16 protein-coding genes are annotated in these 18,207 nt (G+C 74.3%); 6 read left to right on the top strand and 10 right to left on the bottom strand.

Annotation, left to right across the window (positions count from 1 at the left end; all coding sequences use genetic code 11):
* Positions 1-219: 219 nt before the first annotated feature.
* Positions 220-1,812: an RNA polymerase sigma factor gene (locus ACIQU4_RS10230; protein ID WP_403727948.1), complete on the top strand. Its 1,593-nt coding sequence runs from the start codon at positions 220-222 to the stop codon at positions 1,810-1,812.
* A gap of 66 nt (positions 1,813-1,878) precedes the next feature.
* On the opposite strand, the gene ACIQU4_RS10225 is transcribed toward ACIQU4_RS10230, so the two are convergent.
* From ACIQU4_RS10225 to ACIQU4_RS10210, 4 genes are all read right to left on the bottom strand, one after another.
* Positions 1,879-2,319: an SRPBCC family protein gene (locus ACIQU4_RS10225; RefSeq protein WP_403727946.1), complete on the bottom strand. Its 441-nt coding sequence runs from the start codon at positions 2,317-2,319 to the stop codon at positions 1,879-1,881.
* Between the two features lie 53 nt (positions 2,320-2,372).
* Entirely contained in the window at positions 2,373-3,782 is a 1,410-nt protein-coding gene (locus ACIQU4_RS10220) for an amino acid permease (protein ID WP_403727944.1), read from the bottom strand.
* A gap of 76 nt (positions 3,783-3,858) precedes the next feature.
* On the bottom strand, positions 3,859-6,060 hold the full coding sequence (locus tag ACIQU4_RS10215) for a phage holin family protein (RefSeq protein ID WP_403727943.1): 2,202 nt from the start codon (positions 6,058-6,060) through the stop codon (positions 3,859-3,861).
* A gap of 158 nt (positions 6,061-6,218) precedes the next feature.
* Positions 6,219-6,623, bottom strand: a complete 405-nt coding sequence (locus tag ACIQU4_RS10210; protein WP_403727941.1) for a hypothetical protein — start codon at positions 6,621-6,623, stop codon at positions 6,219-6,221.
* 319 nt (positions 6,624-6,942) lie between these two features.
* On the opposite strand from ACIQU4_RS10210, the gene ACIQU4_RS10205 reads away from it, so the two are divergent.
* Both ACIQU4_RS10205 and ACIQU4_RS10200 read left to right on the top strand, forming a co-directional pair.
* Positions 6,943-7,719: an MBL fold metallo-hydrolase gene (locus tag ACIQU4_RS10205; RefSeq protein ID WP_403727940.1), complete on the top strand. Its 777-nt coding sequence runs from the start codon at positions 6,943-6,945 to the stop codon at positions 7,717-7,719.
* A 47-nt stretch (positions 7,720-7,766) separates the two neighbouring features.
* Positions 7,767-8,384: a DedA family protein gene (locus tag ACIQU4_RS10200; RefSeq protein WP_385586002.1), complete on the top strand. Its 618-nt coding sequence runs from the start codon at positions 7,767-7,769 to the stop codon at positions 8,382-8,384.
* 27 nt (positions 8,385-8,411) lie between these two features.
* On the opposite strand, the gene ACIQU4_RS10195 is transcribed toward ACIQU4_RS10200, so the two are convergent.
* Positions 8,412-9,002 (bottom strand): TetR/AcrR family transcriptional regulator, encoded by a 591-nt coding sequence (locus ACIQU4_RS10195; protein WP_403727938.1) that lies wholly within the window; start codon positions 9,000-9,002, stop codon positions 8,412-8,414.
* Between the two features lie 162 nt (positions 9,003-9,164).
* Between ACIQU4_RS10195 and ACIQU4_RS10190 the strand changes: the two genes are divergently transcribed.
* Positions 9,165-10,109, top strand: coding sequence for an alpha/beta hydrolase family protein (locus ACIQU4_RS10190; protein ID WP_403727937.1), 945 nt, complete (start codon positions 9,165-9,167; stop codon positions 10,107-10,109).
* Between the two features lie 344 nt (positions 10,110-10,453).
* Here the strand turns inward: ACIQU4_RS10190 and ACIQU4_RS10185 are convergent, their stop codons facing one another.
* From ACIQU4_RS10185 to ACIQU4_RS10175, 3 genes are all read right to left on the bottom strand, one after another.
* The gene (locus ACIQU4_RS10185) at positions 10,454-11,584 is read right to left on the bottom strand and encodes an MBL fold metallo-hydrolase (RefSeq protein WP_403727935.1); all 1,131 of its coding nucleotides are present in this window, start codon (positions 11,582-11,584) and stop codon (positions 10,454-10,456) included.
* A 132-nt stretch (positions 11,585-11,716) separates the two neighbouring features.
* Positions 11,717-12,934 carry an aminotransferase class I/II-fold pyridoxal phosphate-dependent enzyme gene (locus ACIQU4_RS10180; RefSeq protein WP_403727933.1) on the bottom strand — a complete coding sequence of 406 codons (1,218 nt, stop codon included), beginning with the start codon at positions 12,932-12,934 and terminating at the stop codon, positions 11,717-11,719.
* Between the two features lie 122 nt (positions 12,935-13,056).
* On the bottom strand, positions 13,057-13,629 hold the full coding sequence (locus ACIQU4_RS10175) for a TIGR03086 family metal-binding protein (RefSeq protein WP_403727931.1): 573 nt from the start codon (positions 13,627-13,629) through the stop codon (positions 13,057-13,059).
* 194 nt (positions 13,630-13,823) lie between these two features.
* On the opposite strand from ACIQU4_RS10175, the gene ACIQU4_RS10170 reads away from it, so the two are divergent.
* Positions 13,824-14,651, top strand: a complete 828-nt coding sequence (locus tag ACIQU4_RS10170) for a methyltransferase domain-containing protein (RefSeq protein ID WP_403727929.1) — start codon at positions 13,824-13,826, stop codon at positions 14,649-14,651.
* 93 nt (positions 14,652-14,744) lie between these two features.
* Here ACIQU4_RS10170 and ACIQU4_RS10165 read toward each other — a convergent pair whose 3' ends face one another.
* Together ACIQU4_RS10165 and ACIQU4_RS10160 are read right to left on the bottom strand one after the other, a co-directional pair.
* The gene (locus ACIQU4_RS10165) at positions 14,745-16,712 is read right to left on the bottom strand and encodes a DUF5107 domain-containing protein (protein ID WP_403727927.1); all 1,968 of its coding nucleotides are present in this window, start codon (positions 16,710-16,712) and stop codon (positions 14,745-14,747) included.
* A gap of 89 nt (positions 16,713-16,801) precedes the next feature.
* Positions 16,802-17,359, bottom strand: coding sequence for a GNAT family N-acetyltransferase (locus tag ACIQU4_RS10160; RefSeq protein WP_403727925.1), 558 nt, complete (start codon positions 17,357-17,359; stop codon positions 16,802-16,804).
* A 35-nt stretch (positions 17,360-17,394) separates the two neighbouring features.
* Here ACIQU4_RS10160 and ACIQU4_RS10155 point away from each other — a divergent pair, with 35 nt between their 5' ends.
* Entirely contained in the window at positions 17,395-18,138 is a 744-nt protein-coding gene (locus ACIQU4_RS10155) for a hypothetical protein (RefSeq protein WP_403727923.1), read from the top strand.
* Positions 18,139-18,207: the final 69 nt, after the last annotated feature.

Genomic DNA, 18,207 nt, shown 5'->3' with positions numbered 1-18,207 from the left:
GGCGGCGCGGGCGCGGACGGATCCACGGCCGAATGGTTGCGCGCCCACAGCGTGGCGCAGGTCACTCAATTCAGCGCGTAACGAATCGACTCGGGCATGCGATGAACCGACAGGTGTCCTCGCGCGGCCCCGGAATACAGACCCCCCTCGGGTCTGTTTCCCGAGTCCGCGCGATGATGTCCCGCCCACTCCCTATCTGTTCGCAACGAGAGGCTCCTTGTGTCGCTCAGCCCGTCCCGTACGTTCCCTCCGGAGATCGCCGAATCGGAGGCCCTCGTCGCGCTCGTCGAGCGCGGCCGCGAGCAGGGTCACATCAACGGTGACGACGTGCGCCAGGCCTTCGAGGCCGGCCGCATCCCGGTGGACCAGTGGAAGCGGGTCCTGCGCAGCCTGAACCAGGTCCTGGACGAGGAGGGTGTCGCGCTGCACGTCAGCGCCGCCCCCGCCACGAAGGCCGCCGCGAAGAAGCCCCGCAAGGCGGCCGCCGCGCCTGCCCGCACCGTGACCAAGAAGGCGGCCGCCGCGCCGCGCCCCATCGGCGCGCGCAAGGCCTCGGCCACCAGCGCGGCCACCGCCACCGCGGCGGCGATATCCGCTTCGCCGGCCGCGGCCACCGAGGACGAGGTGACGGCCGACGCCGTCGCCGAGCCGAAGAAGCGGACGGTCAAGAAGACCGCCGCGAAGAAGACCGCGGTGAAGAAGACCGCCGCCGCGGCCAAGAAGACCAGCGCCAAGGACGCCGACGAGGGCGAGACCCCGGCCGCCGAGGGCGAGGACTGGGCCGCCGAGGACCTCGCCGACGAGGCCGAGGAGGAGGCCCCCAAGGCCGGTGGCTCCCAGGGCTTCGTCCTGTCCGACGACGACGAGGACGACGCCCCGGCGCAGACGGTCATGGTGGCCGGCGCCACCGCCGACCCCGTCAAGGACTACCTGAAGCTGATCGGCAAGGTGCCGCTCCTCAACGCCGAGCAGGAGGTCGAGCTCGCCAAGCGCATCGAGGCGGGTCTCTTCTCCGAGTACAAGCTCGAAGAGGAGGAGGACCACAAGCCCGCGTTCAAGCGCGAGCTGGAGATCCTCGTCGAGGACGGGCGCCGCGCCAAGAACCACCTGCTGGAGGCCAACCTCCGCCTCGTGGTCTCGCTGGCCAAGCGCTACACGGGCCGCGGCATGCTCTTCCTGGACCTGATCCAGGAGGGCAACGTCGGCCTGATCCGCGCCGTGGAGAAGTTCGACTACACCAAGGGCTTCAAGTTCTCCACGTACGCGACCTGGTGGATCCGGCAGGCGATCACGCGTGCCATGGCCGACCAGTCGCGCACGATCCGCATCCCCGTCCACATGGTCGAGATCATCAACAAGCTGGCGCGCGTCCAGCGCCAGATGCTCCAGGACCTCGGCCGGGAGCCCACTCCGGAGGAGCTGGGCAAGGAACTCGACATGACCCCCGAGAAGGTCATCGAGGTCCAGAAGTACGGCCGCGAGCCGATCTCCCTGCACACCCCGCTGGGTGAGGAGGGCGACAGTGAGTTCGGTGACCTCATCGAGGACTCCGAGGCGGTCGTGCCGGCCGACGCGGTGTCGTTCACGTTCCTCCAGGAGCAGCTCCAGTCGATCCTGGGCACGCTCTCGGAGCGCGAGGCGGGCGTCGTCTCGATGCGCTACGGCCTGAACGACGGCCAGCCGAAGACCCTGGACGAGATCGGCCGCGTGTACGGGGTCACCCGTGAGCGCATCCGCCAGATCGAGTCCAAGACCATGTCGAAGCTGCGCCACCCGTCGCGTTCGCAGGTGCTGCGCGACTACCTCGACTAAACCGTCAGGTCTCCGGCGGGGTACGCGGCGCGCCCGGTTCGGGCGCACCGCGTACCCCGGAGCACCTCAGTTCTCCAGGAGGTGCTTCAGCTTCTCCTCGTTGCGCGGCATCTCCTTGCGGGCGTACGGCTTGACGACGAGCGGGGCTATCACCCGGCCGATGCCGTGACCCTCGAAGTCGAGGTCGAGGGTCACGCGAGAGCGTTTTCCGCCGTCGAGGGACTCGATGGTGCCGCGCACGTCGCCGCGCACGGGCCCGTCGACTCCTTGGATGTGCCAGCTGCGCGGCTTGTCGAGCTCCGTGACCTCCATGGCCATCGGGAACTCCCGCCTGCCCATGCGCCGGGTGATCACGACCCTCGAACCGACGTGGAGGGGTCCGCCGTCGAGCGGGCGGGCGGAGACGGCGCTGTCCTGCCACTCCGGCAGGTGCGTGGGGTCCGTCACGTAGTCGAAGACGTCTTCGGGACTGCGGGAAATCTCGATGCTTTCTCTGATCGCGGACATGGCGACCCCTTAGTGCCCCCTGCTTGTCCTCTCATTCCAAACTACCGCGCAGGTCAGGCGGTGGCCCGGTGCTTGCGGGCGGACATCGCGGCGTAGACGAGGACACCGGCGAAGAGGAACAGGACGCCCTGGTAGACGGCCGCGTAGCCGGAGCCTGCGACCAGCCACATCGAGAAGCCGAAGGCCAGGCCGGCGAGGATCCCGTCGCGGACCAGGCGGCCGCGGTGGACGCGCTCGGACTGCCCGGAGAGCAGGAAGTAGATCTGCGCGGCGGTGGAGAGCAGGTACGGGACGGTCGCCGTGAAGGTGGTCACCAGGACGAGGACCTCGAAGACCCCGTCCGAGCCCGCCGTGTAGTTGTAGATCGTCAGGCCGGAGGCCAGGACGACGGTGACGAGCACGCCGACCACCGGGACGCCCCGCTTCTTCTTCTCGAAGACCTTCGGGAAGAGCCCGTCGCGGGCGGCGGCGTACGGGGTCTGCGCGCTGAGCAGGGTCCAGCCGTTGAGGGCGCCGAGCATCGAGATCACGGCCGCGCAGGCGACGACGGTGCCGCCCCAGGTGCCGCCGGCCCCTCCGTCCACGGAGAACATGGCGTTGACGGCGTCGGTGAACGGGGCCTGGGAGGCGACCAGCTTGTCGTGGGGGACCAGTCCGAAGACGGAGAGGGTGCTCAGCAGGTAGACGGCGGCCGCGCCGGCGGTGCCCAGGATCGTGGCCCGGCCGACGTTGCGGGCGGGGTCGCGGACCTCGCCCGCGCTGACGGCGGCGGACTCCACGCCGAGGTAGCTGAAGAGCAGGATCGCCGCGGCGGCGGAGACCGCCCCGACGGGACTCTGGTCGGTGGCCTGGAAGGGGCCGAGGTTCGCCGGGTCGAAGAAGAACAGCCCGCCGACGGCGACCAGCAGCAGCGGGGCGAACTTCAGTACGGTGGCGACCAGTTGGACGGCGCCGACATACCGGGTGCCGGCCAGGTTGGCGAGCGCCGGGAGCCACTGCACGGCGAGGGCGGCCAGGCACATCGCCGCCTTGTGCTCCCCGATGGCCGGGAAGAGCACGGTCAGGTAGCCGACGGCCGCGACCGCGAGGGCCGCGTTCGAGACCCAGGCGGTGATCCAGTAGCTCCAGGCCGCGAGGAACCCGGCGAAGTCGCCGAACGCGGCGCGGGCGTAGACGTACGGGCCACCCGTCTGCGGGAGCCGCTGCGAGAGCCGGCCGAAGACCAGGGCGAGGGCGATCGCGCCGGCGGTGAGCACGCCGAAGGCGACCAGACTGATCGTGCCGAAGGGCGCCACCGAGGCGGGCAGCAGGAAGATCCCGCCGCCGATGATGTTGCCCATGACCAGGCAGGTCGCGATCGGGAGGCCGAAGCGCCGGGCATGGGGGCCCGGGCCCTGCTCGGGGGGTGCGGCGGCCTCGGGGGGTGCGGCGGCCTCGGCGGGCAGGGTTGCGGTGCTGGTCATCGGTGGTGCGCCTCTGGATGTCTCACATGCTGGGCAGGGTCAACACATGGTTGACCAGCGCGCAGGCGCCACAAAATCAGCGGATTTCGTCCCGCGCGGGCACCCCTGCGGAAGGAAGGCTTCCGCCGTTTCCGCCCCCGGGCAGGGGTTCCTCCACCGGCTGCCCCGCGGGGTCCGCCGCCGACCCGCCCATCGGCGGAGCCACCGGCACCTGGGGGCCGTCCGCCTCCCGCAGCCAGCGCCGCAGCACCTGGTGCACCGCCTCCGCGCCCACCAGGTCCGGCTCCCGCTCCGGCTCCGGGTCCGGCTCCGGGTCCGGCTCCGGGTCCGGCTCCCGCTCCCGCTCCGGCTCCGACAGCTCCGTCGGCCACATCAGGAACGGGTGCCCCTGCTCCCCGCCCAGGCCGCCGTGCGAGCCGATCTGCTCCTCGAAGGCGTGCACCGAGCCCGTGAGCGGGTCGTACGCCGAGTTCACCATGACGTCGGCCACGTGCGGGAAGGCGTCGGTCCGCCGGACCGCCCGCGCCGCGCCCGGTCCGAACCGGGCCAGCAGCTCCTCCGCCGCGCCGGGCTCGTCAAGGCGGGCCACCCACCCGCCCGGGCCCAGTACCTCCCCGTCCACCAGCAGGAACCCGATGCCCGGATGGTTGGCCAGGGTCCCCAGCAGGGCCGGGTGCGCCCGCTCGATCCGCTCCCGCGAGGCCCGCCCGGGCAGGGCCGGGAAGGAGATCAGCCCGAGGTTGCCCGAGGCCAGCACCACCGGGTCCGGACCCCGCTCCGGGTGGGCCTCCACACCCTCCTCCACCGGCCGGTGCAGGGCCGCGAGCACCGCCGTGCGGGCCTCGGCGCCGCTGCGGGTGCGGCCGGCCCGGCGGGAGACCGGCAGTCCGCAGCCCGCGCGGACCAGGTCCTTCAGGGTCAGCCCGTACCGGCCCAGGAAGGTCTCCCCCGGGCTCTGGCCGTGGTCCGAGAGCAGCACGATCCGGTACTCCCGGGGTGCGTGCTCGGCGACGCGGGCGATCAGCGCGAGGCTCCGGTCGAGCCGGGCCAGCACCCGGTCGGTGTCCCGGCCGTGCGGGCCCGAATGGTGGGCGACCTCGTCGTAGGCGACCAGGTCCGCGTAGATCGCGGCGCGCCCGGCGAGCATGTCGCCGATCACCGCCGCCACGACGACGTCCCGCTCGACGACCGTCGCGAAGGCGCGGATCAGCGGGTACAGCCCGCCGCGGGCCACCCGCGGCCGCTCTCCCCGCAGCCGGGCCCGCAGCGACTGACCGATCTCCCGGGCGACCTCGGCGACGAAGGACAGCGCGGTGCGGACGGCGTTGGCCGGGTCGCAGAAGTACGCGAAGTAGCCCGCGCGGGAACGGTTCGCCCGGCCCCGCCGCGCCGAGACCGACAGCACGAGCGCCAGTTGGTCGGCGCCACCGCTGAACAGGTTGCCCCGGCTCGCCCCGTCGAGGGTGAGCAGCCCGCCGTCACCGGTGCGGGCGATGGCGCGGCGCTGGAGTTCGGCGGCGCTGGTGGGCCGGTTGCAGACGACCACCTCGCCGGTGTCCTTCTCGTACCAGCGGAAGGCGGGGACGTCGAAGGTGGATCCGTGCAGGATGCCGAGCTGGCTCGCGCCGGTCTGGCTGGACCAGTCGGTGCGCCAGGCCGTGATGCGGTGGCTGCCGTCCAGCCAGCCGGCCACCGTGGGCATCAGGCCGCTGCCCGCCGCGCGGCGCAGCGTCTCGTACCCGACGCCGTCGAGCTGGAGGAAGACCAGGCCGGGGGCGGCCGGGCCGGCGCCGGGCGCGCCCTTGTGCCGCGTACGGCGGCGGCGCCGGTCGGCGAGCCGGTAGAGCCGGCGCCGGTACGCCTCGTCGTCGCGTACGGCGAGCGCGGTCGAGGTCGCGGAGGCGACGGCGGACATGACCGCGGCCACCACCACGGCGGTCTCCGGGGCGACTTCGCCGCGCCCGGAGGGGATCAGGCTGAGGGCGAGCAGCAGCAGCGAGCCGTTGAGGAAGAAGACGAGCAGGCCGAGCACCAGGGCGGGCACCAGCAGCAGCGCCCGGACCAGCACCGGCCACACCAGCGCGCTCAGCAGGCCGAATGCCCCGGCGCCCCAAGCGGCGGTCAGCCCGATCTCGGTGACGCTGTCTCCGTCGCCGGACTGGAGCCGGAAGTCGGGGAGGACGCCGGCCAGCGCGAGCATCGTGAGGGTGGACACCGCCCAGACGAGGATCACCCGTACCAGGGCGCTGCCCAGGGTCCGCCACCGTCCTCGCCACACGCCGTACCGCCTCGTGTCTCCCCCGGATCCGCGCCCCGCCCGCGGTCCCGACCGCACCACCCAGCGTCGCACAGGGCGGCGGACCCGGCCGGATGACAGGGGCGGCGCACGGAGGTACGAACCGTGTCGACCGGGAGCGCGGGACGGTGTCGCGAGCCCTACGTGCCGTCGTAGCCGGCGGTCGGCATGGACAGGCGGCGGTGCACCTCGGCCTTCATGGCGGAGGTGTACTGCGGCTCGGCGAGCCCGGCGGTCTCCAGCCGTACGCCGCGCCGCTCGCACTCGGCGGTGAAGTCTTCGACGGAGCGCAGCGCGCGGGCCAGGACCCGGCGGTTGGGGGCGACGAACAGGTCGACCTGCCCGGCCTCCACGTCGCACCAGAGCCCGCAGTGGTTGGCCCGCAGCCCGTAGAACAGCAGCGTCCTCGTCACGACGTAGCCCTGGTCGGCTGCCCAGCGTGCGCACATGGCGTGCTGACTGCGGGTGTCGACGGCGAAGGGGTCGGTGTCCAGATCCTCGAGCGGGGCCAGGCTGGCGATAGCGGCCACGCGCAGCTCATCCATGCCGCCCGACCCTACTCCGATCCGCCGCCCGGGAGGAGGGGGTGGCGACCTTCGGTTCGGCCCGCATCGGCGGGGCAGGATCCAGGGGGGGTGTCTTACGGATCAGGCCGGATCAGGGAGCGGCGTCTGGTGCCGTGCATCGCAAGGCGGACGAGGGAGTCGACGCGGTGGGGGCACCTCCCGGCGGTAGCTGGGGGATGTCGGCGAGTGAGGACAACGCTTCGAGGCGCGGTGCCGGACGCCGCGAGCCCGGCCTGATCCGTAAGACACCCCCTAGGCTTCGAGGGGCCGGGGGACGCACGAGCGACGGGGAGGCCGGGTGCCGGTGGAGATCACCTGGTGGGGCCATGCCACGTGCACGGTCGAGGACTCCGGGGTGCGGCTGCTGACGGACCCGCTGTTCGCCCGGCGGCTCGCCCATCTGCGGCGGCGGCGCGGGGCGCTGCCCCCGCCGGAGGCGGCCGAGGCGGACGTGGTGCTGGTGTCGCACCTCCATGCCGACCATCTGCACCTGCCGTCGCTGGCCCGGCTGGCGCCCGGGACCCGCCTGCTGGTGCCCCGCGGGGCGCGCCGGGCCGTGCCGGGGCTCGCGCGGGTCGCGGCGGCGCGCGGGCTGCGCGTCACGGAGGTGGTCCCGGGCGACGAGGTCGGCGTAAGGGCGGGCGTACGGGTCCGGGCGGTCAGCGCTCGGCACGACGGGCGGCGGCTGCCGTTCGGGCCGCGGCTCGCGCCGGCGCTCGGGTACGTGGTCCAGGGCTCGGCGCGGACGTACTTCGCCGGGGACACCGGGCTGTTCGCGGCGATGGCCGAGGAGGTCGGGCCGGTGGACGTGGCCCTGCTGCCGGTCGGCGGCTGGGGCCCGTACCTGGGGCCGGGGCATCTGGATCCGGGCGGGGCGGCGCGGGCGCTGGCCGAACTGGCGCCGGCGGCGGCGGTGCCGGTGCACTACGGGACGTACTGGCCGATCGGGCTGGACGCGGTGCGGCCGCACGAATTCCATTCGCCGGGCGAGGAGTTCGTACGGCGGGCCCGGCAGCTGGCACCGAAGGTGACGGTACGGGTGCCCGGCCACGGCGAACGGGTGCGGCTGCCGTGACGGGGCACGGGTTCGGGCACGGGCACGGGCACGGGCTCGGGCTCGGGGTGGCGGTGGCGGCGGCGGTCGGCCAGGTGCCGCCGGAGACGACCCGGCAGGCGGTGGGGTACCCGGCGCTGTTCCTGCTGGTGGCACTGGGGGCGCTGGTACCGGTGATCCCGACGGGGGCGCTGGTGAGCACGGCGGCGGTGGTGGCGTTCCACCAGCAGTCGCTTCCGTTCGGGGTGTTGCTGGTGTTCGGCGTTGCGGCGGTGGCCGCGTTCGCCGGGGACCTGGCCCTCTACTGGCTGGGGCAGCGCGGGGTGCGGTCCCGGGGCGGCTCCCGGTGGCTGGAGGCGCTACGGGGGCGGGCGACGCCCGAGCGGCTGGCCCAGGCGCAGCGGAAGCTGGACGAGCACGGGGTACTGGTCCTGGTGGTCTCCCGGCTGGTCCCGGCGGGCCGGATCCCGGTGATGCTGGCCTGCCTGCTGGCCCGGCTCCCGCTGCGCCGCTTCGCCCGCGGCGACGCCCCGGCCTGCCTCGCCTGGGCGGCGACGTACTGCCTGATCGGGATCCTGGGCGGCTCCCTGTTCCCGGAGCCGTGGAAGGGCGTGGCGTTGGCGGTGGCCGTGACGCTGCTGATCAGCGGGGCGCCGTCGGTCTGGCGCCGGCTGCGGAGCCGGTGACGTACCCCGGACCCGTGGCCGTCCGGGTCAGCGTGGTTGGCGCAGTCCCGCGACGAGGAGTTCGACCAGTCGGCGTGCGTCGTAACGGGAGTCGGTCTCGGCGCCGATGCAGAGGTTTCCGATGCCGCGCATGAATTGGTACGCGGTGAGGTCGGAGCGGATCTCGCCCGCCGCGACGGCGGCGTCGAGGAGTTCGGTGCAGACCGGCAGGAGGCGGTCGAGGAAGTAGGCGTGCAGCGCCTCGAAGCCGGTGTTGTCGGCCTGCATCGCTGCCGCGAGCCCGTGCTTGGTGACCAGGAAGTCGACGAAGAGCCGCACCCACTGCCCGAGGGCGGCGTGGGGGGTGGGGCCGGCCGCCAGCAGGGCCGGTCCGGCCTCGGCGCAGGCCTCGACCTGGTGGCGGTAGACGGCGATGACGAGGTCCGCCCGGGTGGGGAAGTGCCGGTAGATCGTGCCCATGCCGACGCCGGCCTTGGCCGCGATGTCCCGTACGGGCGCCTCGACTCCCGAGGTGACGAAGACCGCCGCCGCCGCGTCCAGCAGGGTCTGCTGGTTGCGCCGGGCGTCCTTGCGCTTGGATGCGGCTGCGCCGCCCGCGTTCTGGCCGCTGTCGTCCACCGCGGCACTCCTTCCCTCGCCGACCTTGCAAAGCGGAACAGCGCTCCGTATCGTTAGCGGAGCAAGGTTCCGGTTCGGCCCATGATGGCAGACCGGCGTGCCGCCTGCCAGGCCGCCCACACCGGACCACGCATGCGAAGACACCCGAAGGAAGGCACTTCCATGTCCGACCCGATCTCCGTGAGCGCGCCGCAGTCCGCGGGTGCGCCCACCACGGTGGTATCCGCCAAGCCGGTCGTCCTGCCCGCCCCGAGCGGCCGCGGTGAGGATCTCCAGATCCGCGTGTCCGCCCCCGCCACCGGCAGCGATCTGCCCGTCATCGTCTTCTCGCACGGCTTCGGCTGGTCGATGAACGGCTACGCCCCGCTCGCGGACCACTGGGCCGCCGAGGGCTTCGTGGTCATCCAGCCCACCCACCTCGACTCCCGGACGCTCGGCATCCCGCACGAGGACCCGCGTACGCCGCGGATCTGGCGGATCCGCGTCGAAGACCTCAAGCAGGTACTGGACGGGCTCGACGTCCTGGAGGCCGCCGTACCCGGCCTCGGCGGCCGCGTCGACCACAGCCGCATCGCCGTGGCAGGCCACTCCTGGGGGGCCCAGACCGTCAGCACGCTCCTCGGCGCGCGCGTCCTGGACGCCGATGGCGTTCCCGGCGAGGACATGTCCGATCCCCGCGTCACGGCGGGCGTACTGCTCGCCCTGCCCGGCCTGGGAGACAGCCTCACCCCGTTCGCCGCCGAGAACCTGCCCTTCATGAAGCCGTCCTTCGACACCATGACGACTCCGGCCCTCGTCGTCGCCGGCGACGAGGACGACTCCGCGCTGTCCACCCGCGGACCGGACTGGTTCACCGACCCCTACACCCACAGCCCGGCGGACAAGAGCCTGCTCACCCTCTTCGGCGCGGAGCACTCGCTCGGCGGCATCCCCGGATACGAGGTCGCCGAGACGACCGACGAGAGCCCCGCGCGTGTCGCCCTGGTCCAGCGGCTCACCACGGCCTTCCTGCGCAGCGCCCTCTCCCCCGGGGACACCGGCTGGAAGACGGCGGCCACCGCCCTGGAGAACGGCCCCGACGCGCTCGGCAGCCTGCGGAGCAAGTAGGACGGGCCGTGATCCGCGTTACCGGAGGTCTCGGCTTCATCGGATCCCACACCGTACGACCGGCACGACACCACGGGCATCGACATCGTCAACCACCGCATCTCCGGGATCTGGGGCCCGCTCGGCCACGCCGATCCGTTCTTCGCCGCGCCGGCCCTCATCCGCGCCGCCGCCCACGGCACCGCCCCGGACATCTCCCACGTCGTAGGGCCCGCCCTCGCCGAGGACGGACTGGACCTCTGCTACGTGAAGGACACCGGATACCGGGCCGGATACGACACCGAGCGGGCCGCCGCCGACCACATCGCGTGGCTGCGCGCGGGCAACGAGAACCGAGCAGCTCATCACCCGGTGACAGCGGACCCGCAGGGCCGCAGCGCGCGCGAGCCGCCGATCGGGAGGTCCCAGAGGTCCTCCCGGGACAGCCCGGCCCGGGCCCATGCCGCCCAGACCCGCTCCAGCGGCTCCGTCACCGGCTCCGCCGACAGCACGAACGTGCCCCAGTGCATCGGCGCCATCCGCCGCGCCCCCACGTCCCGGCAGGCCTGAACGGCCTCCTCCGGATCGGCGTGGACATCCCTCAGCCACCACCTCGGCGCGTACGCCCCGATCGGCAGCAGCGCCAGGTCGATCCCCGGATGGCGCCGCCCGATCTCCCCGAACCAGTGCCCGTACCCGGTGTCCCCCGCGAAGTACACCTTCCTCGGCGTCTCCGCGGACCGCACATCGCTCAGCACCCATCCGCCCCACAGCGTCCGGCACGTGTCGAGCAGCGACCGCTTCGACCAGTGGTGCGCCGGGACGAAGTCGAACCGTACGCCGCCCAGTTCCGCGCACTCCCACCAGTCGAGCTCGGTGACCCGGCTGAAGCCGCGGCGCCGGCACCAGCGGGCCAAGCCGGCCGGGACGAAGAGCGGGGTGTGCCGGGGCAGCCGCTTGAGGGTGGGGGCGTCGAGGTGGTCGTAGTGGTTGTGGCTGATCACCACCGCGTCCACCGGCGGCAGTTCCTCCCAGCACACGCCGACCGGGGTCATCCGCGCCGGGGTGCCGAGGATGCGCCGTGACCAGACGGGGTCGGTCAGTACGGTCAGCCCGCCGATCCGCAGCACCCAGCTGGCGTGGCCCGCCCAGGTGGCGCAGAGCGTCCCGGGGCCGGCCGCGGGCAGCGGGGCGGGGGCGTACGGGAGGTCGGGGATGCCGCGCAGCCCGTCGGGGCCGGGCCGGAACGCGCCCTCGCGCGCGAGGCGGGCAAAGGCCCGCACCCCGGGCAGCGGCGTGGTCAGCCGATCGGCGAAGGAGCGCGGCCAGCTGCGTACCTCCCCCAACGGCCGCGGCGCTGCTCGGCGCCGGCCGGTGCCCGGGCGGACCGCAGCGGGCAGGGCGGCGTGGGCGAGGTCGGCGTGGGCGAGGTCGGCGGGCGCGAGGCCCGGGGGTGCGGGGCCCGGGGGTGCGGGGGTTTCCGTCTGATCCCTCATCAAGAGCTCTCCGTTCACCGCACAGCGGGCTCGTCGCGTCGGGCGGAAGTGCAGGACAGGGCAGGAGGTCAGGAAGCCGGGAGGCCGGGAGGCCGGGGAGCCGGGAATTCGGGAAGCCGGGAAGCCGGGAAGTCAGGAGCTCAGTGCGGCCAGGACCGATCCGAGGAGGTCCAGGGAGCCCCGTACGTGCGGGAGGCCGAGGGGGTCGCGCGCGGTGAGCGCGGCGAGCCGCTCCTCCGGGGTGGCGCCGAGCAGCGGGCCCGTCGACAGGCGGACCCGCAGCGCGCCCAGCTCGTCGGCGAAGCGCTGCCCGCCCGGGGTGGGCGCGCCGAGCCGGCCGCCCAGGTAGTCCTCCAGTTCCATCGCGTCGCGGACCCCCTGCCGGGCCAGCCCGGCGCGCAGCGGGGTCAGGTCGGCGTACAGGTGGCGCCCGGCCTGCGGCGGACGGGCGAGCGCGCCCACGGCCAGCAGCTCACGGTGGGCCGCGGCGGCGACCACCCCGTGCAGCGTCGCCGCGGCGTAGGCGCGCCCGGCGACGGCGTCCGGTTCGTCGAGCGCGTACGCCGCGGCCCCGGCGACCGGCCCCGCGACCATGGCCCCGGTCGCGGTGAGGATGTCGAGGGTGCGGGCCCGCAGCCAGGTGCCGCGCGGGGTGCCAGGGAAGCGGACCACGGCCGCCGGCCACCCGGCGGGCAGCAGCGCTCCGGACAGGTCGAGGAGTACGGCGGCCTGGTCGGGCAGCATCTCGGCCGGGCTCAGGACGAGGGTGTCGTGCGGCCGGTGGACGGTGTCGCGCCAGCTCTCGTCGCTGACGACGAACAATCCGGCGTCCCCGGCGGCCTCGCAGGCCTCGCGCAGCATCTCGGGCGGGGGCACGGTCGCCGTCGGGTCGTCGGCCACCGACAGCAGCAGCACGCGCGGGTCGCCGCCCTCGGCGCGCACCCTCCGTACGGTCTCCAGCAGGGCGTACGGGTCCGGGATACCGCCGCACTCGGCCGGGGTCGGCACGTGGTAGGCCCGCCGTCCCAGCAGTCGGACCTGCGGGGTCCACCATGCGGGACAGGGCCGGGGCAGCATCACATCGCCCCCGTACGCGCCGAGCAGCGCCAGCAGCAGGGCGGGCGCGCCGGGCCCGGCGGCCACGTTCTCCGGCGCGGTGGGCAGGCCGCGCCGCCCCCAGTGCCGGCAGGCGGCCTCGCGCACGGGCTCGCCGCCGCCCGGGGGTTCGGGGGCGGACCGCTCGGCGGCCGCGGCGATCACGGCGGTGAGCTCGGGGAGCACGGGCAGGCCGGGCTGGGGCGCGGGCGGCCCGTAGCGGACCGGACCGCGGCCCTCCGCCGTGCGCTGCATCCCGGACACCTCGCCCCGCCTTCCCCGTTCCGTACGCCTACCGCCGACCCGATCAGCCATGCCCTTTATACGGCGATTCACGGGGGTACGCCTGTTGTCGTCCCCGGCGGGCGGCGGAGGGCTCAGCCCTGCCTGCCCACCAGGGCCAGCAGCCGGGTCTGGGCGTTCGCGCCCGCCGGCACGTCCAGGGGCGCGGCGAACAAGCCGCTGGCCGCGAGCCCGTCGGCGTACGGCATGACCTCCTTGAGGGCGAACTCGACCAGCCCGTCCGGGAGCCGGTCGTCGGCGCCGATGCCCCGCGAGAGGTCCCAGGCGTGCACGACGCAGTCGGCGGTCAGTTCCGCGCAGTACGCCCGGCCCAGCGCGGGCCCGTACGAGAGCCTGACCGTGCGGTCCAGCGCCCCGGGCGCGGTGAACGCGGCGTGCGCGGCGCTCGACGCCCGCTCCCAGGCGCCGGCCGGGTCCTCGCCGAGCACGTCGCCGGAGAGCGCGTCGCCGATCTCCTCGACGGTGCGCCCGTCGGTGACCATCGGCGGGATCCAGAGCTGTTCGCCGGTGACGTGGTTGACCAGGTCGCGGACGGTCCATTCCGTACAGGGGGTGGGGTCGCCCCATTGGCCGTCCTCTACGGCGCGCACCCTCTCTCCGAAGAGCCGCAGGGCCTCGGCGTGCTGTTCGAGCAGCGTGTCCGGCATGGCTCTCACCGTCCTCTGCCAGGGGGCCGGATCTCTGGAGCCCACTGTCCTCGCGCCTCCCTCCCACTGCCACCGACATGGCCGCTCCCCTTGCCACACAAGGATGGTGTCCACATGTCAAAACGCATATCTCATCCACCGAACTGATCCTCTACGGTGATCACAACGCTTCAGCGACGAGGAGGAGTCGGCTCATGAGCACCGGGGAGACGAAGGAAACCGCCGTCTACACGCACGGGCACCACGAATCCGTACTGCGCTCGCACCGCTGGCGCACCGCCGCGAACTCGGCGGCGTACCTGATCGGCGAGCTGCGGCCGGGGATGTCGGTCCTGGACGTGGGCTGCGGTCCGGGGACCATCACGGCTGACCTGGCGGAACTGGTCGCGCCGGGCGGCCGGGTCACGGCGGTCGACGCGGCGCGGGACGTCCTGGAGCAGGCCGCGGAGTACGTGCGGGAGCGCGGGCCGGCCGACGCGGTCACCTTCGCCACCGCGGACGTCCACGCGCTGGACTTCCCGGACGACTCCTTCGACGTGGTCCACGCCCACCAGGTGCTCCAGCACGTCGGCGACCCGGTCCAGGCCCTGCGCGAGATGCGGCGGGTGTGCCGGCCGGGCGGGATCGTGGCCGCCCGGGACGCCGACTACGCGGCGATGACCTGGTACCCGGCCGAGCCGGGCCTGGACGAGTGGCTGGGCCTGTACCGCCGGGTGGCCCGCGCGAACGGCGGCGAACCGGACGCCGGACGCCGCCTGCTGTCGTGGGCGAGGGCGGCGGGGTTCACGGAGGTGGCCTCGTCGGCGACGGCCTGGTGCTACGCCACCGCGGAGGAGACCTTGTGGTGGTCCTCCCTGTGGGCGGACCGCACGACGGCCTCGGCGTACGCGTCCCTCGCGACGGACGCCGGCCACGCCACCCCGGCCGACCTGACCGCCATCGGCCAGGCCTGGCACCGCTGGGGCGCATCCCCGGACGCCTGGTTCTCGGTCCTGAACGGCGAAATCCTGGCCCGGGCCTGAGCCGGGCCCGGCCCGGCGGCTCGGGCCCCGCCGCTCGGACCCCGCGGCTCGGACCCCGCGGCTCGGACCCCGCCGCTCGGACCCCGGGCGGCCCTACGTCGGCGGGCGCATGCGGAAGTTGTACGACGCGGGGAGCGGCCGGTGCGTTATGCGGGACCAGACCTCCGACAGGATCTCGTCGCCCTCGCGCAGGTCCGGGAGTTCGAAGCCGTCCTCGAACACCCGGCGGGCCGCGCCCACATGACCCTCCGCCGCCAGCAGCCGCGCGGCCAGCAGGCGGAACCGGCCCTCCTCGCGGAGCGCCGGCCGCAGCCGGTCCCACACCGCCCGCGCCGCCGGGAGACGGTCGGCCGCCAGCAGCGTCGTCATCGCCTCCCGCCCCAGCGCCGACTCCGCGGCCGTCCACGGCTCGCCGCCGCGGCTCTCCTCGGCCAGGTCCTCGAAGGCCTCGGCGTACCGCTGGGCCGCCCGCGCCGGGTCGCCGGCCAGTGCGTCCGCCACCGCCAGGCAGCGCAGCAGCGGCCACCGCGAGGGCGCCAGCGCCAGCCCGCGCTCCCAGCTGCGCACCGCCTGCGCCACATCGCCCGCGCGCCACTGGGCCACGCCGAGGTGGTACTCGGTCAGCGGATCCGCCGGGGCCGTCTCCAGCATGTCCCGCCAGTGCGGGGCGACCAGGCTGGGCCCCGGCGGCGCCACCCGCCGGGGGGCGGGGAAGACTCCGGTGCGCCACAGTTCCAGCCAGGGCGCCTGGGCCTCGCCGAGCCCCGATTCCGGGAAGGGGGTGCCGGGCAGCTTGTGGCCGCCGCACAGCACCTCCAGCGCGCCCCACCCCGAGCCCGCCGCCAGCCGCTCCCCGGGCTCGGTGTCGGCGGACCCGCGCCACGCCTCGTACGCCTCCTCGACCCGCTCCGGGGGCAGGGCGCCCGCCAGGGCCGTCTCCGCGGCGGACCGGGCCGACGCCCAGTCGGGGCCGTGCACCGCTCCCGGGTCCGCGGCCAGCGGTCCGTACGCCTCCAGCCAGCTGAACTCCGCCCCGGCCTCCAGCCGTACGTGCTCCAGCTGGGTCCGGGCGAGGCCGGCCTGGATCTCGGCGTAGCCGCCGGTGCCGGGTTCGGTCAGCCACTCCTGCCAGCGCCGGCCGCCCTCCCCCGAGCCCCAGACGAACAGCTTGCGTCCGCGCAGCCGGCCCGTGGAGGTCTGGACGAGCCCGCGCCCCTCGGCGTCCAGCGAGGCGATCCACGGCCGGGCCCCGTCCGGGACCTCGTAGAAGAAGTCGGCCGGGTACTCGCTGCGCAGCGGGTACGTACGGTCCTCGTCCTCCCACCGCGGTACGGGGATCCGGCGCAGCGCGCGCTCGTACCCGAAGTGCCAGGCCTCGTCGGCGGGGGCGAGCACGCGGGTGCCGGGGTCCTCCGGGACGGCGATGTTGGACCACCAGTACACGGGGACGGCCCGTTCGTGCGGATTGCGGACGCGGACGCCGACGTACAGGAACTCCGAGTCCTGCGGCAGCCACAGGTCCACCTGGAACGGCAGGTCGCGCAGCCGCTCCCACTCCCAGAGCCGCACCATCACGCCCCCGTCGGGCGCCGGTACGAGCGCGGCGTGCAGCGGGGCGCAGGAGAGGGCGGTGTGGCCGGTGGCGCCGATGTTCCACTCGATGCCGCCCGAGAACCAGGCGCCGTTGAGGGCGAAGTTGGCGGGCTGGAACACCGGGTTGCGGTAGAGGAGCTCACGGCCGGTGGGCACGTGCACGAGTGAGTGGACGCGACCGCCGAGCGCGGGCAGCACGGTGACCCGCAGGTGTGCGTTCTCGATGACGACAGCTTCGAACTCGCGTTCCTGCCTGCGCCGTTGGTACCCGTCCCGCAGTCGTACGGGCAGCAGCGAGCGCAGCGTCTCGTACCCGATCTGCCGGGCCATGTCGCGGGGCAGTCCCTCGCGCGAGCGGTCGTCCAGCGTGTGCGCGTCGGCGGGAGCGCGCAGTACGGGCAGGGGGTTCTCGGGGCCCAACGGGGCTGCGGGCAGGGTCAGAACGGCGCGGCGGACGGTGGTGGCCATGCAGGAAATGGAACACGCCGGGGCGGCCGGTGCACAGGGGTTCCGCGGATCACCACCGGTCAGGATTACGCAAAGCCCTGGCCGGAGCGCTACGCGCCGGGCATGCCGGCGGTGATCGCCCAGCGTTCGTGGTCGCGCCAGGCGCCGTCGACGAAGAGGAAGTCCGGCGAGAACCCCTCCTGCCGGAACCCGGCCCCGCGGACCAGCGCGAGGGAGGCCGCGTTGCCCGGCTGGATGTTGGCCTCCAGCCGGTGCAGCCCCAGGCCGCCCTCGTCCCCGGGGGCGAAGGCCTGCGCCACGACGAGCCCCAGCGCCTCGCGGAACAGGCCCCGCCCGGCGGCGTGCGCGAAGGCTCCGTAGCCGAGCGCACCGCAGTCGAAGGCCCCGTAGACGATGTTGTTGATGTTGACGAAGCCCGCGATGGCCCCGGTCTCGCGCTCGCAGACCAGGAATCCCACCCGGCCGGCGCCCTCGATGAGCGGGGTCGCGTACGCCTCGTACTCCTCGGTCGTCGCCGGTGGGGACAGCCAGGGGTGGTGGAGGTGGCGGCTCTCGTGCACGCGTGCGGTGAACTCGGGGCCGTCGGCGAGCCGGAAGGGCCGCAGCCCGACGTGCTCCCCCTCGCGGAGGTACGCGGAAAATGACATCCGCCCAGGCTACGAGCTGTGGCACCCTTCTCCGCGTGATCATCGACCTGAACACCGAAGAACTGCTGCGCGCGGCGGTACACAACAACGCCGAGTGGTGCGCGGCGGTCAGCGGCGGCGGCACGTTCGCGGCCGACGCGTGGACCAGCGCGCGCCGCACCCCGATGTACTACCCCGACGGCGTGACCCTGACCCGGGAGGCCTCGGCGGACGCACTGCTGGCCGCAATGGACACCGAGTCCCCCGGCTGCTCGGTCAAGGACAGCTTCGCCGTGCTGGATCTGGCTCCGGCGGGCTTCGAGGTGCTGTTCGGCGCCGAGTGGATCCACCGGCCGGGGGACGGGCCGGCTCCGGCGGCGTCGGCTGCGGCTTCATCGGCCGCGGCCGCGGCCTCCCATGCCCTGGCCTGGGCCCGCGTCGCCGACGCCGGGGAGCTGGCCGCCTGGGAGGCGGCGTGGGGCGGCGGGGAGAGCACCGGCCTGTTCCACCCGGGGCTGCTCACGCCGGAGATCGCCTTCCTCGCCGGACGGGCGGCCGACGGGCGCATCCTGGCCGGAGCCGCCGCCAACCGTACGGGCTCGGTCGTGGGCCTCTCCAACGTCTTCACTGCGGACGGCACCCCCGACGACGAGGCCTGGGCGGGCGCCCGCGCCGCGGTCGCGGACCTCTGGCCCGGCCTCCCGGTCGTCGGCTACGAGTCCGGGGCCGACCTGGACACGGCCCTCCGCCACGGTTTCACCCCGCTGGGCCCGCTCCGCGTCTGGCTGCACACGGCGTAGGGCGGCCCGGCGGGAGGCCGGGGGCGGGCCGGCGCGGCCCGCCCCCGGCCTCGCTGTTAAAATTGGGTG

Origin of the sequence: Streptomyces sp. NPDC090741 (assembly GCF_044769045.1) — a bacterium.
Taxonomy (GTDB): Bacteria; Actinomycetota; Actinomycetes; order Streptomycetales; family Streptomycetaceae; genus Streptomyces.
This window is presented reverse-complemented; position numbering and strand designations above follow the sequence as displayed.

Coding starts and splice junctions, on each gene's coding strand:
- ACIQU4_RS10225 (WP_403727946.1), bottom strand. CDS start 2,319: ATGTCCGCGATCAGAGAAAGCATCGAGATTTCCCGCAGTCCCGAAGAC.
- ACIQU4_RS10220 (WP_403727944.1), bottom strand. CDS start 3,782: ATGACCAGCACCGCAACCCTGCCCGCCGAGGCCGCCGCACCCCCCGAG.
- ACIQU4_RS10210 (WP_403727941.1), bottom strand. CDS start 6,623: ATGGATGAGCTGCGCGTGGCCGCTATCGCCAGCCTGGCCCCGCTCGAG.
- ACIQU4_RS10190 (WP_403727937.1), top strand. CDS start 9,165: ATGTCCGACCCGATCTCCGTGAGCGCGCCGCAGTCCGCGGGTGCGCCC.
- ACIQU4_RS10185 (WP_403727935.1), bottom strand. CDS start 11,584: ATGAGGGATCAGACGGAAACCCCCGCACCCCCGGGCCCCGCACCCCCG.
- ACIQU4_RS10180 (WP_403727933.1), bottom strand. CDS start 12,934: ATGCAGCGCACGGCGGAGGGCCGCGGTCCGGTCCGCTACGGGCCGCCC.
- ACIQU4_RS10175 (WP_403727931.1), bottom strand. CDS start 13,629: ATGCCGGACACGCTGCTCGAACAGCACGCCGAGGCCCTGCGGCTCTTC.
- ACIQU4_RS10170 (WP_403727929.1), top strand. CDS start 13,824: ATGAGCACCGGGGAGACGAAGGAAACCGCCGTCTACACGCACGGGCAC.
- ACIQU4_RS10165 (WP_403727927.1), bottom strand. CDS start 16,712: ATGGCCACCACCGTCCGCCGCGCCGTTCTGACCCTGCCCGCAGCCCCG.
- ACIQU4_RS10160 (WP_403727925.1), bottom strand. CDS start 17,359: ATGTCATTTTCCGCGTACCTCCGCGAGGGGGAGCACGTCGGGCTGCGG.